The sequence below is a fragment of the Marinobacter sp. ST-43 genome (genome assembly GCF_030541085.1).
GTDB classification, from domain to species: Bacteria; Pseudomonadota; Gammaproteobacteria; order Pseudomonadales; family Oleiphilaceae; genus Marinobacter; species Marinobacter nauticus.
The window spans coordinates 203,136-217,222 of sequence record NZ_JASSVO010000002.1 but is presented as its reverse complement, the minus strand read 5'-3'; the positions used below and the strand labels follow the sequence as shown (position 1 = coordinate 217,222).

General features: G+C 59.3%; 11 protein-coding genes. 3 read left to right on the top strand and 8 right to left on the bottom strand.

What is annotated here, in order from left to right; translation table 11 throughout:
• Window positions 1-31: 31 nt before the first annotated feature.
• Both QPL98_RS05185 and QPL98_RS05180 read left to right on the top strand, forming a co-directional pair.
• A complete protein-coding gene (locus QPL98_RS05185) occupies window positions 32-166 on the top strand; it encodes a hypothetical protein (RefSeq protein WP_303292846.1) in 135 nt (44 codons plus the stop codon).
• A 155-nt stretch (window positions 167-321) separates the two neighbouring features.
• Entirely contained in the window at window positions 322-1,302 is a 981-nt protein-coding gene (locus tag QPL98_RS05180) for an NADPH:quinone oxidoreductase family protein (RefSeq protein WP_303292845.1), read from the top strand.
• 396 nt (window positions 1,303-1,698) lie between these two features.
• Here the strand turns inward: QPL98_RS05180 and QPL98_RS05175 are convergent, their stop codons facing one another.
• From QPL98_RS05175 to QPL98_RS05140, 8 genes are all read right to left on the bottom strand, one after another.
• Window positions 1,699-3,528, bottom strand: a complete 1,830-nt coding sequence (locus tag QPL98_RS05175; protein ID WP_303292844.1) for a long-chain-acyl-CoA synthetase — start codon at window positions 3,526-3,528, stop codon at window positions 1,699-1,701.
• A 68-nt stretch (window positions 3,529-3,596) separates the two neighbouring features.
• On the bottom strand, window positions 3,597-4,421 hold the full coding sequence (locus tag QPL98_RS05170) for an NAD(P)-dependent oxidoreductase (RefSeq protein WP_199452362.1): 825 nt from the start codon (window positions 4,419-4,421) through the stop codon (window positions 3,597-3,599).
• On the bottom strand, window positions 4,418-6,376 hold the full coding sequence (locus QPL98_RS05165; protein WP_303292843.1) for an acetyl/propionyl/methylcrotonyl-CoA carboxylase subunit alpha: 1,959 nt from the start codon (window positions 6,374-6,376) through the stop codon (window positions 4,418-4,420). The genes QPL98_RS05170 and QPL98_RS05165 overlap by 4 nt, the downstream gene beginning before the upstream one ends.
• Window positions 6,377-6,604: 228 nt before the next feature.
• Entirely contained in the window at window positions 6,605-7,429 is an 825-nt protein-coding gene (locus QPL98_RS05160; RefSeq protein ID WP_303292842.1) for an enoyl-CoA hydratase/isomerase family protein, read from the bottom strand.
• A gap of 181 nt (window positions 7,430-7,610) precedes the next feature.
• Window positions 7,611-8,771 (bottom strand): citronellyl-CoA dehydrogenase, encoded by a 1,161-nt coding sequence (gene atuD / locus QPL98_RS05155; protein WP_014422173.1) that lies wholly within the window; start codon window positions 8,769-8,771, stop codon window positions 7,611-7,613.
• 30 nt (window positions 8,772-8,801) lie between these two features.
• Window positions 8,802-10,418 (bottom strand): acyl-CoA carboxylase subunit beta, encoded by a 1,617-nt coding sequence (locus tag QPL98_RS05150; RefSeq protein WP_303292841.1) that lies wholly within the window; start codon window positions 10,416-10,418, stop codon window positions 8,802-8,804.
• 9 nt (window positions 10,419-10,427) lie between these two features.
• Window positions 10,428-11,294, bottom strand: a complete 867-nt coding sequence (locus tag QPL98_RS05145; RefSeq protein ID WP_121207154.1) for an SDR family oxidoreductase — start codon at window positions 11,292-11,294, stop codon at window positions 10,428-10,430.
• A 224-nt stretch (window positions 11,295-11,518) separates the two neighbouring features.
• A complete protein-coding gene (locus QPL98_RS05140) occupies window positions 11,519-13,315 on the bottom strand; it encodes an acyclic terpene utilization AtuA family protein (protein ID WP_183576520.1) in 1,797 nt (598 codons plus the stop codon).
• A 132-nt stretch (window positions 13,316-13,447) separates the two neighbouring features.
• Here QPL98_RS05140 and QPL98_RS05135 point away from each other — a divergent pair, with 132 nt between their 5' ends.
• Window positions 13,448-14,077, top strand: a complete 630-nt coding sequence (locus tag QPL98_RS05135; RefSeq protein WP_183576517.1) for a TetR/AcrR family transcriptional regulator — start codon at window positions 13,448-13,450, stop codon at window positions 14,075-14,077.
• Window positions 14,078-14,087 lie beyond the last annotated feature (10 nt).

Below are 14,087 nucleotides of genomic sequence, written 5' to 3'. Positions count from 1 at the left end.
CGTTGATGGCCGATTCGGCCAATGTGATCTGTTGCGCGACAGTTACGCGTATCACTGCCTTGTTTCCCGTTTGATTGATCCGGAGTACTGCAATATGGCCCTGATGCGTCTGGCCGCTGGCGTGATGATTATCGTCGCCATGGTAGCGGGTGCTGTACTGTTCTGAATCCGCCGGCTTATCAGCCGGGCTTATTGCCATGAATAAGCAGCCTTGATTTGCTTCACGGGCTCTGTGCGTTTAGCTTGATCCTGGTCAATTACAACATCAAATCAGACCCGCCCTGACGCCATCAGGGTAAGACAGACAGCCCAGGAGCAACCATGAAAGCCATTCTGTGCAAAGACTATGGCCCGGCAGAGAATCTGGTCATCGAAGACATTGCCAGCCCGGACGTAAAAGGCAGCGGCGTAAAAATCCGGGTCAAGGCTGCAGGCCTGAACTTCCCGGACACCCTGATCATTCAGGGCAAATACCAGTTCCAGCCGCCCATGCCGTTTTCCCCCGGTGGCGAACTGTCCGGTGAAGTGCTTGAAGTGGGCGAAAAAGTCAGCCGTTTCAAACCCGGAGACCGGGTAGCCGCCCTGACCGGCTGGGGTGCGTTCGCCGAAGAAGTGGTTGCTCCCGAATCCAACCTGTTGCCAATCCCGGACTCCATGTCCGATGAGAAAGCCGCGGCTTTCATGATGGTGTATGGCACCTCCTATTACGCGCTCAAGCAGCGTGGCAACCTGCAGCCCGGCGAAACCTTGCTGGTACTCGGCGCCAGCGGCGGCGTCGGCCTGGCGGCCGTGGAGCTGGGCAAGGCCATGGGAGCGAAAGTGATCGCGGCGGCCAGCTCTGCTGAAAAACTCGCGGTGGCGAAAGAAGCCGGCGCCGATGAACTGGTGAACTACACCGAGGAATCGCTGAAAGATGCGGTGAAGAAACTGACCAAGGGCAAAGGTGTGGATGTCATATACGACCCGGTCGGCGGAGATTTCACCGAACAGGCCCTGCGCACCATGGGCTGGAACGGCCGCCACCTGGTGATCGGCTTTGCCGCAGGGGATATCCCCAAGATTCCTGCCAATCTGACGCTGCTCAAGGGCTGTTCCGTCGTAGGCGTGTTCTGGGGTAGCTTCACCCAGCGCGAGCCGCAGACCAGTGCCCAGAACATGATGGAGCTGCTGCAGATGTATGCCGACGGCAAGATCGATCCCAGGGTCAGTGAGGTTTTCGCATTCGAGGAATATGCCGCGGCACTTGGGGCGCTTACGGGACGTCGGGCCACTGGCAAGATCGTTTTGCGGGTTGAAGAATAGTTCTTGGAGCCTGAGGGGTAGCCTCCCTCCTAGCCTTTAGGTTTCGGTGTGGGCCGCGCTGGGGAACGCTTCCAAAAAACCGCTACAAGCACATCCATGTGCGCTTATTTCGGGCCATCCATGGCCCTCAAAATTTTTTGGAAGCGTTCCCCATCACGGCCGATCAGCTTCACAGTAATAGTCAGGGAGAAAAGCTAGGTTTTTCAGTAAACTGACTATCACTCCTTGGCTCGGAAGTGAGTGCGGGGTGCCCCTCCCAAAAATGTCGGAGGCCATGGATGGCCGGAGAGAAGCGCACATGGATGTGCTTGTAGCGGTTTTTGGGAGGGGCACCCCGTACTCACTGTCACCAAGCGTTGCAGGCTAGGTTATGAGGCCCCTCTCCAAAAGTCAGGATCAAAACCGAACATCCCCCGAATCAATATCCGAGACTAGCTCCGGAGTCAGCAAAGTATAACCGGACGAACCGGGCAGCCAGGCGTAAACATCGTCTTCCGGCCGCTCCAGCGAATAGCCGAGCTTCTGGATATCCACCTTCCGGTACTTGAACGTCCCCGTCTTCTCGATGGCATTGGTCACCCGCACAAACACCGGCACCGCATAGGCCGGCAGATTCTCCTGCAGATAGTCAAACAGCTTGTTGATATCGAAGGCCGAACCATTGGACTGAGGCACCAGCGTTACCATGCCCGCCTTGCCGTTGGTTTTGGGAATCTCGACCCCGTACACAATGGCTTCCTCCACCATGCCGGAGCCATCAATGATATTTTCCACCTCCGTCGTCGATACGTTCTCTCCCTTCCAGCGGAAGGTGTCGCCCATGCGATCGACAAACTGCAGGTGACGGCAGCCGATTTCTTTTAATACATCACCGGTATTGAACCAGGCATCGCCTTTCTTGAAACCATCGCGCAGGATGGATTTCTCGGTGGCTTCCTTCTGGGTGTAGCCCTCGAACGCCCACTTCTTGTTGATCTCACCTATTAACAGACCAGGCTGGCCTTTTTCTACTTCCTCCAGGCGGCCCTTGTCGTTGCGGATCGGGTCCCGGGTGCCTTCGTGGTACTTGACCAGCTTGTAGGGCGCGGTGGAGAAACCCACGGTGTTGTCCATGTTGAAAAAGTTGCTGAAGCCGATATTGCCTTCTGATGAGGCATACAGCTCAGCCACCTTGTCGATGCCAAAGCGTTCCTTGAATTCTTTCCAGATGGAGGGGCGCAGGCCGTTGCCGATCATTTTGGTCAGGCCGTGGTTGCGGTCCTGGCTGCAGGGAGGTTGATTCAGCAGGTAGCGGCACAGCTCGCCCACGTAGCCGAAAGTGGTGGCGTTGTAGCGGCGGACGTCGTCCCAGAAGGCGCTGGCGGAGAATTTTCGGCGCAGGGCGATGGCAGAGCCACCGGCGAGGACCGAGCCCCAGCACACCAGCAGGGCGGTGCCATGATACAGCGGTAGTGTACAGTACAGAACGTCTTCCGGTTCCATGGCCAGGGAGAGCATGCCAAAGCCGCCGTAGGCTTTGATAAATTTGCGATGTGAACCGGGCGCCGCCTTGGGCAGGCCTGTGGTGCCTGAGGTGTAAAGATACACGGCGGTATCGCCCATGGTTACCGGGTTGCTCAGGACCGGGCGGGTTGAGGGTCGGCGGCTGACTTCCAGGGCCAGATTGACGTAGCCCTCCGGCGCGTCACCAAAGGTGTTCAGAGTGTTGCCGTCGTGCAGGTAGAGCAGGGGATGCGTGTGCCGGAGCTGAACCTCTCCACGAACCGACTCGGCATTGTCGATCAGTTCGCTACCAACCACCAGCAGTCGTGGCTCGATCAGGTTGATACTGTGGGCCAGCACTTTGCCTTTCTGGGAGGTGTTCAGCATGGCGCAGGCCACGCCGACCTTGGCTGCGCCAACCACGGTCGCCAGTAGTTCCGGTCGGTTTTCCAGCAGTACCGCAATGGCATCGCCCTTTACCAGCCCCTGATCTTTCAGGTAATGGGCAATTCGATTGCTCCAGGCATCCAGTTCTGCCCAGGTAATGCTGCGATCATCGAAGAGAATGGCAGGGCGCGTGGGGTGTTTGTCAGCGTTGCGCTCTACCAGCTTGCCAAGGGTCAGCTCTTTTTTGTCGTCCTTTACCCGGTAGTAGTAAAGCCCTTTTGCCACGAAGGGAAATTTTTTCAGAACCGTGGGCAGGCTGCGCATGATGTCGCGTGCGGTTACGATGTCTTGGCTCATGGTGCGTCCGTTTCAGTCGTCATTGTCTTTGTAAGTTTTGAACCGCGGACCAACCCATTGCTCCGCGGCTAATCCAGGAACAGATCCGGCAGCAGTGGCTTGTTGCCTGCGGCATACCGGTAGTGTTCGAAGTCCTTCACGCCATCCTGGCGAAGTACATCCTCGTCAATCAGCGCTTGCCCGGTCAGTTCGTCCGCACTGCGGGACAGTATGCTGACCGCGGCATCGGCCATGATTTCCGGCTTTCGTCCCTGCGCCATCAATTGAGGTCCGCCCACTTCGTGTTCTATGGCGGCAGTGGCAATCAGAGTCTTTGGCCACAGGCAGTTCACGGCAATGCCATAGCGTCGGAACTCCTCGGCCATGCCCATGCTGAGCATGGTCATTCCGTATTTTGTGGTGGTGTATGGCCCGTACTGGGAAAACCACCGGGTATTCAGGTTCAGCGGCGGCGACAGGCTGAGAATGTGGCCACCGGATTCCTTCAGCCAGGGCAGGGCCGCCTGACTGCAGGTGAATACGGCCCGGGCGTTGACCTGATGCATCAGGTCGTATCGGCTCACTTTCAGGTTTTCGACACCGGTCAGGCGTATCGCCCCGGCGTTGTTCACCAGGGCATCGATACCGCCAAAATAACCGGCGGCTTCGTCTATTCGCTGGCGGACCTGTCGTTCATCCCGCACGTCCAGTACCAGCGGTAGCGCCTGGCCTCCGGCGTTGCGAATTTCCTCAGCGACCGTGTGGATGGTGCCGGGTAGTTTCGGATGCGGGGTATCGGTTTTTGCTGCAATGACCACGTTGGCGCCTTCCCGGGCACAGGCCAGGGCAATGGCCCGGCCGATTCCCCGGCTGCCGCCGGTTATAAACACTGTGCGCTGCTGTAGCCGGCTCATGATGCTGCCTCCTCAGTGGACTGCACGTCTGCCAGAAGTTGGCCACGCTTGACCTGGTCTCCTTTGCGGGCGAGCAACTGGCCAACGGTGCCCCTGCGATCCGCCTTAACCGGATGCTCCATTTTCATGGCTTCCAGAATCACCAGGGTCTGGCCCTGTTCCACCTGATCTCCCTCTGCCACCAGTACATCAATAATGGCACCGTCCATAGTGGCCTGGACCTTGCCGCTGCCGGTGCCCAGGGCACCTTGGGCGGGTTGGTGCGTAATATCCCGAACGCACCAGGAACGGCCGAACGCCTGCAAATATAGGGAATCTCCGCTCCGGTAGTATTGGCACCGCTGACGAACCCCGTTGTCGATAATGCACAGCAGGCCTGGCTCCTGGCTTTGCAGTTGCAGTTCATAGTGCTCTTCGCCGTGGGCCACCAGCAGTTTGTGGCCACTGTGCCGAACCAGCAGTTCCAGGGCTTCATCCCGGGCCTCAAGCTTCATCGGCATGACGGTGGCGGGTGCGTTACTCCAGCCCTCCTGGGCGGATTGGCCGAGGCTCAATGCGCAGGCGCTGAGGGCCAGCTCGCGGATGGTGAGCGGTTGGGGCGCCAGTGACGGATCATCCCTGAAGGCCTGCTGCAGGAAGGCCGTGGTGGCTTCACCGGCACCAAAGGTGTCATCGGCGATGATGCGGCTGAGGAAATGGCGGTTGGTGGTCACACCAAAGACTGTGGTGTCTTCCAGCGCCCGTATCAGGCGGCGACGGGCTTCGTCCCGGTTCTGGCCCCAGGCGATGACTTTCGCAAGTATGGGATCGTAGTGGGGGCTGACCACGTCGCCGGAGCGCACGCCGGTATCAAACCGCAGTCCTTCGCCTTCGGCCGGAGTGAACTGGTGCAGGGTGCCGGTTTGCGGGGTGAAACCACTGGCCGGGTCTTCGGCGTAAAGTCGCACTTCGATGGCGTGGCCATTGAGTTCGATGTCGTCCTGGGCCAGCGGCAGTGGGCGGCCCTCAGCGACCATCAGCTGCCAGGCCACCAGATCCTGCCCGGTAATCAGTTCGGTAACCGGATGCTCGACCTGCAGGCGCGTGTTCATTTCCAGGAAGTAGAAATTGCGGTCTTTGTCGACCAGAAATTCCACGGTACCGGCGCCTTCGTAACCGCAGGCCAGGGCCGCTTTAACAGCAGCTTCGCCCATGGCTTTACGCAGTTCCGGGGTAACAAAAGGTGAGGGCGCCTCTTCGACCACTTTCTGGTGCCGGCGCTGTACGGAGCAGTCCCGCTCGCCCAGGTATACGGCGTTGCCGTGGCGGTCTGCAAAAACCTGGATTTCCACGTGCCGGGGTTCGATGACCGCTTTTTCGATGATCAGCTCGTCGTCACCAAAGGCCTGTTTGGCTTCTGAGCGGGCCCTTTTAATGTTGTCGGCCAACTCGCTCTCGCTCTCGACCAGGCGCATGCCCCGGCCACCGCCACCTGCGGAGGCTTTGAGCATGAGGGGGTAGCCGATGTCCTGGGCGGCGGCGATGAGTTCATCATCACTAGCGTTGTTGCCTTCGTAGCCAGGGACTACGGGCACGCCGGCTTCCTGCATGGCGATTTTCGAGCGGCGTTTGCTGCCCATGAGTTCAATGGCGTTCTCGGGAGGGCCTACAAAGGTGAGGCCGGCCTGTTTGACGGCTTTGGCGAAGCCGGAGTTTTCAGAGAGGAAGCCGTAGCCCGGGTGGATGCAGTCGGCGCCTGTTTTCCTTGCGGCATCGAGGATGGCGTCGGCGTTGAGGTACGACGCGGCAACCTGTGCCGGGCCGATGCAGACAGCTTCGTCGGCTTGTTCAACGTGCAGGGCGTTGGCGTCGGCTTCGGAGTAGACGGCAACGGTTCGGTAGCCCAGCGCCTTGGCTGTACGGATGACCCTGACGGCGATTTCGCCTCGGTTAGCGATGAGTAGTTTTTTTAGCATTTGTATGTCACCTGCCTTGATGCGCGACTGCGCATTTGGGTGCTCGTGCGCACCACTGGCGGGGAGGGCCTCCGGAAAAACGCTACGAGCACATCCGTGTGCGCTTCGCTCCGGCCATCCATGGCCTCCGAGATTTTCCGGAGGCCCTCCCCGCCAGCGGCGCTCCCGCTGACTTTGTTCGTGCCTGCAGACATGCTTTGTAAACGGTCTGCTGCTTGTGGTTGTTGATTAGCTGTCGTTGCCTGCCCACTTTGGCTCACGCTTTTGCATGAACGCCATAGTGCCTTCCATACCCTCCGGCCCCCGGATGGCGGCCGCGAATTTTTCAGCGGCGTCATCGAGTAAACCGGCCATGGCTTCGTGGCCGACTCGGTGCAGCAAGGCCTTGGTTTCTGCCGTGGCGTCGGGGGCGCACAGGCGTACCCGTTCCAGAGCCTGGTTCAGCATGTCGCTTAGCTGCTCTTCGGATTCCGCAACCTGGTGAACGATGCCGAGTGTGCAGGCTTCCGTTGCGTCGATTCTCAAACCCAGCAGCGCCAATCGACGGGCCTGGGTCAGGCCGATGCGTTCGACAACGAACGGGGCGATCTGGGCCGGGATGACGCCGAGGGTGGTTTCCGGCATGCCGAATTTGGCAGTCGGGCCGGCGATGGCCAGGTCGGAGACGCAGGCCAGGCCGAAGCCGCCGCCCATGACGGCGCCTTCGGTGATGGCGATGACGACTTTGGAGGATTCGTTGACTTGCTGGATCATCTGGCCGAAGGCGCGGTTGAGTTTGTAGAACGGGTCATCGCGGCCTTCGCCGGCTTTCTGGCTCCGGGCGCCGGCCATGTCTTTGATATCGCCGCCGGCGCAGAAGTGTCCACCTGCGCCGCGGATGACGGCGGCGCGGATGCTGGTGTCGTTTTCGATCTCGCTGAAGATGGTGGACAGTTCAGCGACCATCTGCAGACTCATAGCGTTGCGGACGTCCGGGCGGTTGATGGTGATGAACAGGGTAGGGCCCTGTTTTTCGAGAATCAGGGTTTCGCAATGTGGTAGCTGCTGTTCCATAAAAGGACTCCACGTAAAATGTTCGGGGCTATGAGGCGGGGATCCCTTTTCGGGACCGTTGAGGGCCATGGACGGCCCGAAACGAGCCCACATGGATGTGCTTGTAGGCGTGTCCCGAAAAGGGATCCCCGCCTCATGGCCCTCCACCAAGCCCTGCCTGCCCACAAGGCCTTGCACAGCGTCAGTCGCGTTTCTTTCCAGGCAAGGTGCCCATCAGCTTGCAGATGATGCCCAGCATGATTTCGTCGGCACCGCCGCCGATGGAGACCAACCGCACATCGCGGTAAGCCCGTGACAGGGGGTTGTCCCACATGTAACCGTTGCCACCCCAGAACTGCAGGCAAGCATCGGTCACTTCGCGACCCAGACGCCCGGCCTTCAGTTTCGCCATCGACGCCAGCTTGGTGACATCTTTGCCCTCAACGTGCAGTTCACAGGCCTGATAAGTCAGCGCGCGCAGCGCTTCGATTTCGGTCTGTAACTCCGCCAGGCGGAAATGAATGTACTGGTTGTCGATCAGCGGCTGGCCAAAGGTCTTGCGCTCGCGGCAGTATTCAATGGTCTGCGTGACACAGTTTTCCAGGGCCTTGATTACGTTGGCGGCCCCCCACATGCGCTCCTCCTGGAACTGCAGCATCTGCATCATAAAGCCGGTGCCTTCTGCGCCGATGCGGTTGCGTTGGGGAATTCGCACGTCGTCCAGAAACACCTGGGCGGTTTCTGATGAGCGCATGCCCAGCTTGTTCAGGTGCGGGCTGAAGGTGATGCCCGGTGTGTTCATGGGCACGATCATAAGGGTTTTATTCTTGTGGGGTTTGTCGTCGCTGGTGTTGGCCAGCAGACACATGAAATCCGCTTTCGGGGAGTTGGTGATCCACATCTTGGAGCCGTTGATGACGTAGTCATCGCCGTCTTTCTTAGCCGTGGTTTTCAGGCCGGCCACATCGGAGCCTGCGCCCACTTCACTCACACCGATACAGCCCACCATATCGCCGGCAATAGCCGGGGCCAGGAAATCCCGTTTCAATTCATCGGAACCGAAGCGCGCAATCGCGGGGGTACACATGTCGGTCTGTACGCCCACGGCTAGCGGAACACCGCCGCACTTGGCCATGCCCAGTTCTTCAGCAGCCACGAGGTTGTAGCTGTAATCCAGGCCCATGCCGCCGTATTCCTCCGGCTTCTGGATGCCCAGCAGGCCCAGGTTGCCGAGTTTCTTGAACAGGTCGTGAATGGGAAATTCGCCGGCCTCTTCCCATTCATCGCAGTGAGGATTGATTTCCTTTTCGACAAAATCGCGGACGGTCTTTCTGAGGGCTTCGTGTTCGGCTGTGAATTTCATTGTTGTTCTCCCGGTAAATCAGTGTGGAAATCAGAAACGGGCGACGCCGTAAACGTTGGGTCGCAGTGGTCGTTGTTCGGCTTCACGGCAAACGGAAAGCACCATGGCCAGGACACGGCGGGTATCCCGCGGATCGATCAGGCCGTCGTCCCAGAGCCTGGCCGTGCCGTAAAGGGCGGTGGAACCGTCTTCCAGCTTTTTGGCGGTCGCCTGTTCCAGGAACGACAGGGTCTTTTCGTCCGGCTCGATACCGCTTTTGCGTTGTTTTTCTTCAGCCACGATGCGCATGACTTTCCCGGCCTGCGCGGGGCCCATGACGGCGGTGCGGCTGTTGGGCCAGGCGAAGATGAATCTCGGGTCCAGGCCCCTGCCGCACATGGCGTAGTTGCCGGCGCCGTAGGAACCGCCCACCACCACGGCGAGTTTTGGTACTCGGCAGTTCGCCACGGCCTGAATCATCTTCGACCCGTGTTTGATGATGCCGTTCTGTTCGGAGTGGGTGCCGACCATGAATCCGGTGGTGTTATGCAGAAACAGAATAGGCGTGCCTGCCTGATCGCAAAGCTGGATAAACTGCGCAGCCTTGGTGGAGCCGGCAGGGGTGATCGGGCCGTTGTTGCCGATAATACCTACACTGTGGCCGTGAATCCGGATGGTGCCGCACACCGTCTGGCTGTCGTAATCGTTCTTGAAAACCAGGAATCGAGAGCCGTCGGCGATGCGGGCGAGGATCTCGCGCACGTCGTAGGGTTTCTTGGTATCGGAAGGAATTGCGCCCAGCAGCTCTTCCGCCGGATACAGCGGCTCATCCCACTGTGGTTCCTGGCGTAGTGGCAGATTTTCGTTCCAGGGCAGGGCGCCCAGAATCTCCCGGGCCTGGCGGATGCCATCCGCATCGTCTTCCGCCAGGTATTCGGCGGTGCCGGCAACGGTGGCGTGCATTTCTGCTCCACCCAGTTCCTCATCGGTGGCGACCTCACCGGTCGCGGCTTTTAAAAGCGGCGGGCCGGCCAGGAACATCTTCGCCTGCTCGCGTACGGTAATTACGTAATCCGACAGGCCCGGCTGATAGGCCCCGCCGGCAGTGGCGTTGCCATGGACGACGGTTACCTGTGGAATACCGGCTGCAGACATCCGGGCCTGGTTCGCAAAGCCCCGGGCGCCCAGCACGAAGATATCGGTGGCATAGTTCAGGTTGGCGCCGCCGGATTCTGACAGCGATACCACCGGCAATTTGTTCTCCATGGCGATCTGCTGCAGTCGCAGGGTTTTGTCCAGACCGGCGGGAGTAATGGTTCCGCCCTTGATGGCACTGTTGCTTGCGACCACCAGGCAGCGTACTCCGGCTACTCTGCCGATGCCGGCAATAATCCCGCCTCCGGCCATGGAACCGTCTTTGTCATCATGCATCTTGTAACCGGCCAGGGAGCACAGCTCCAGAAACTCACTGCCACGATCCAGCAACCGATTGATGCGATCCCGCGGTAGCAGCTTGCCTCGCTTGGTAAACTTCTCCCGGGCCGATTCCGCCAGGTCCAGAACCTTTTGCTCCACATCCCGGAAAGTCGAGATATGCGCTTCCATGGCCTCGACATTGGCCCGGAACTCGTCGGACTGGGGGCTTATTGTTGTTTCCAGTACCTGCATGGGAAACCCTCAGTCGTCACTCAACACTTTCGGCGTTACCGCCCGATGGAAACCGTTATAGGGCTCGTTATTCTGCGCCTTCGGCATCGGCCACACACGCCCACCCTGGGACGCCGCGCCGTCAATCCGCAGACAATCACCACTGATAAACGCCGCGCCCGGGCTAAGCAGGAAACAGATCGCCGAACTCACCTCTGATTCTGTACCCATCCGCTTGATCGGCACCGCATCCGCCAGGCTGCGAATCCACGACTTCATATGGGTCGGGTAGTTGTCCATCCCGCTGGACGCAATCCACCCCGGCGCCACCGCATTCACCCGAACCCCGGACGGCGCCCATTCGACCGCGGCCGTCTGGGTAAAATTCACCATCCCGGCCCGTGCGGCCCCTGAGTGGCCCATGCCAGGCATACCACCCCACATATCTGCCACAATGTTCACAATCGAACCGCCGGTTTTACTCAAGGCCTGGGTATAGGCCTCCCGGGAAATCAGAAAACCGCCGGTCAGGTTCGTGCGCACCACGGTTTCCCACCCCTTCTGGTTAATGCCTGTTAACGGAGACGCAAACTGCCCGCCGGCATTGTTCACCACCCCGTTCAGACCGCCGTGGGTCTCAATAATGGCCTTCACCGTGGTCTTGACCGACTCCTCCTCGCGAATATCGCAGGCATGGGCGCTGGCAATACCGCCGTCTTCCTCAATTTCGGCCTTAACCGCGTCTACCTTCTCCTGCTTACGACCCACCAGCGCAACCCGGGCACCGAGCGCCGCCAGTTCGTGAGCCGTGCAGCGGCCAATCCCCGAACCGCCACCGGTGACAATAAAAACCTGGCCTTCAAACAAGCCCGGGCGAAGAACAGACTGATAACTCATACAAAATTCCCTATTCCAATCCAAAGAATCCACGAAAAACGTTCGGGCGCTCCGCCGGGGTACAGCCTTCCGGGACTGTGCGCAGCAGGGAAGCTGCGCTCAAGCCTACACGGACGCATTTACGGCGTGTCCCGGAAGGCTGTACCCCGGTGGGGCGCTTGCACCCAAGCTCAGGGAAGTAATGCCCTGTCGGGGCTCTTGCCCCAGAACCGGGGTTAATACATTCATTGAGGAACCAGATTCGAAGGCACAGGCACCGGAAACTCCAGCAACTGCTGAGCAAACGCCTTACCCTGCGGATCAATCCGAAGCGACGCCACACCGCCGCCACCTAGACTGTGCTCCAGCAAGAAATTGAACGCATGCAACCCAGGCATAGACCAGCGAGTCACCTTGCCGGACTCAGGATTCAGCGTATGAGCCATCCACTCGGCCACCGCCTGTTCCGTTAACGCAGCCTCAATATAAGGAACATACTCTCGATCCCGCGCGATCACCCCGATATTGCTGTGATCGCCCTTATCCCCGGACCGCGCCCAAGCCAGCTTGAGCAGCGGCACTGTGGTATCCGTTGCCACCTCCATCCGGGACTCCGGCTCAGCCGCGAGATCGCCCGGATTGAAACCACCTTCGGTCGCTACCTCCACCTCAGACTTCTCACTTGCCAGATCCACCGAAACCGCCACCTCCGATTTCGGTACCAGACAGGAATACAAACGAATCTTCGGCCACACGGTTGGCCGACCGCCGACAATACCGGTGATGCCAGGCGCCATACCGGTAGCGGCCTGGGCAATTTCCCTGGAAAACAGCACCAGGGCTTCTTTCTTCGGATGGGCGGTGGCAATCTTCACCACCACTTCCCGGCATTGGTCGCCCTTGCCATGGGGGCCATAGGTAGTCTCGGTGCCCAGCAATTCGATACTGGTTTCGGAATAATCCGGCAGGCCGCGCTCGGCAAACATCGCTGACGTCCTGGCCAGAATAGCTTGCGCCACTCGTTGTGCTTTGGCGCGGGCATCAAGGCCGGCCAGCAGGAACGTCACCGTGCACTTGAATCCATCTGGCCAGGTGCCTGACACCTTGTAGCTGTCCGTCGGCGGCACTCCCCTGGCACCGGAAACCCGGACCTGGTCCTTGCCGATTTCCTCCAGTGTCACCTGAGTGAAATCGCAGGTTACATCTGGCAGCAGGTAAGCCCGTGGGTCGCTAATCTCATACACCAGTTGCTCGCCCACAGTGCCCCGGCTGACCATGCCGCCGGTGCCCTCGGGTTTGGTCATCACAAAATCGCCAGAGGCGCTGACCTCGGCGATGGGAAAACCCATATTGGCGTAGCCATCAGCCACCTGTTCCCAGTCGGTGAAATTACCGCCGGTAGACTGGGCGCCGCATTCCAGCAAGTGCCCGGCCAGGCTGCCCTGAGCCAGTTTGTCGTAGTCGTTCCAGCGCCAGCCGAATTCATGCACCAGCGGCGCCAGCACCAGCGCACTGTCTGCGACACGGCCGGTGATAATGATGTCGGCACCCTGTTCCAGGGCCGCCACCAGGCCGGGCGCACCCAGATAGGCGTTCAGGCTCACCATCATGGCGGGGAAGGGCTGACCGGTGGTCATTTCAGTAATGCCGGCATCGGCCAGCTTTTTCTTTTTCATCAACAGATCATCGCCGAGCACCAGCGCAATCTTCAGATCGACGCCGGCCTTTTCACACAGGGCCTGCAGAGCATCGCGGCAAGCCACCGGGTTTACTCCACCGGCATTGGCCAGAACCCGGATGCCTTTATCCTTTATCTCGCCGAGCAGAGGCGCCATCACCGTCTGCACAAAATCCCGGGCGTAGCCCTGAGTCGGGTCTTTCATCTTCTGGCCGGCCATGATCGACATGGTGATCTCGGCCAGGTAATCGGCGACCAGGTAATCAATATTGCCCTGGCGTACCAGTTGGGCAGCGGCTGTTTCGGTATCGCCCCAGAAAGCGGCGGAGCAACCGATACGGATGGTTTTGTTGGCGTCTGACATGTTCTTGGCCTTGTTCTGATACCCGCACTGGCGAGAGGTTATCCAACGATCGAAACGACAATACCAAGCAAGCGCTTGGTTTGTAAACAGGCAAATCTCGGGTAGAATAAAAAGTCCCAGCAAGACAACCGGATGGCCTTTGTGAACCAGAACCCAATCCTGCAATCCCTCATTGCCGAGCAACTTGTGTCTGATCCCTCCAGCGCCCGCGGGCGCCTGTTAAACGAAGCAGCAAGACTGTTCAGGGATAAAGGCTACGAGCGCACGACGGTGCGGGATCTGGCGGCGGCTGTGGGTATTCAGTCAGGGAGCTTGTTCCACCATTTCCGCACCAAAGAGGAAATTCTCAAGGCGGTGATGGTCGAGACCATTCGGCTGAATACCGCCTTGATGCAGGCCGCTGCCGACCAGGCGGATTCAGCGAGAGAAAAACTGCGGGCGCTGATAAGGGCGGAACTGGAGTCGATTAACGGCCAGACCGGAGAGGCCATGGCGGTGTTGGTGTATGAGTGGCGCAGTCTTTCGGAAAGCTCCCAGGCTGAAGTGCTGGAGTTGCGGGATATCTATGAAGACCTGTGGTTGTCTACGCTCCAACAGCTGTCGAAGGAACACCAGCTTGGAGCGGACCCTTTCATTACCCGAAGAATGTTGACCGGCGCCCTGAGCTGGACGGTCACCTGGTATCGCCCGGAACGGGGTGGTCTGACCCTCGATGGACTGACCGATCAGGTGATGGCGATGCTGGGTCTTGATCAATGTTAATGTGCACAAG

Excerpts from the sequence above, each read along its gene's own strand:
- QPL98_RS05180 (WP_303292845.1), top strand. The coding sequence starts at position 322 with ATGAAAGCCATTCTGTGCAAAGACTATGGCCCGGCAGAGAATCTGGTC.
- QPL98_RS05175 (WP_303292844.1), bottom strand. The coding sequence starts at position 3,528 with ATGAGCCAAGACATCGTAACCGCACGCGACATCATGCGCAGCCTGCCC.
- QPL98_RS05170 (WP_199452362.1), bottom strand. The coding sequence starts at position 4,421 with ATGAGCCGGCTACAGCAGCGCACAGTGTTTATAACCGGCGGCAGCCGG.
- QPL98_RS05165 (WP_303292843.1), bottom strand. The coding sequence starts at position 6,376 with ATGCTAAAAAAACTACTCATCGCTAACCGAGGCGAAATCGCCGTCAGG.
- QPL98_RS05160 (WP_303292842.1), bottom strand. The coding sequence starts at position 7,429 with ATGGAACAGCAGCTACCACATTGCGAAACCCTGATTCTCGAAAAACAG.
- atuD (WP_014422173.1), bottom strand. The coding sequence starts at position 8,771 with ATGAAATTCACAGCCGAACACGAAGCCCTCAGAAAGACCGTCCGCGAT.
- QPL98_RS05150 (WP_303292841.1), bottom strand. The coding sequence starts at position 10,418 with ATGCAGGTACTGGAAACAACAATAAGCCCCCAGTCCGACGAGTTCCGG.
- QPL98_RS05145 (WP_121207154.1), bottom strand. The coding sequence starts at position 11,294 with ATGAGTTATCAGTCTGTTCTTCGCCCGGGCTTGTTTGAAGGCCAGGTT.
- QPL98_RS05140 (WP_183576520.1), bottom strand. The coding sequence starts at position 13,315 with ATGTCAGACGCCAACAAAACCATCCGTATCGGTTGCTCCGCCGCTTTC.
- QPL98_RS05135 (WP_183576517.1), top strand. The coding sequence starts at position 13,448 with ATGGCCTTTGTGAACCAGAACCCAATCCTGCAATCCCTCATTGCCGAG.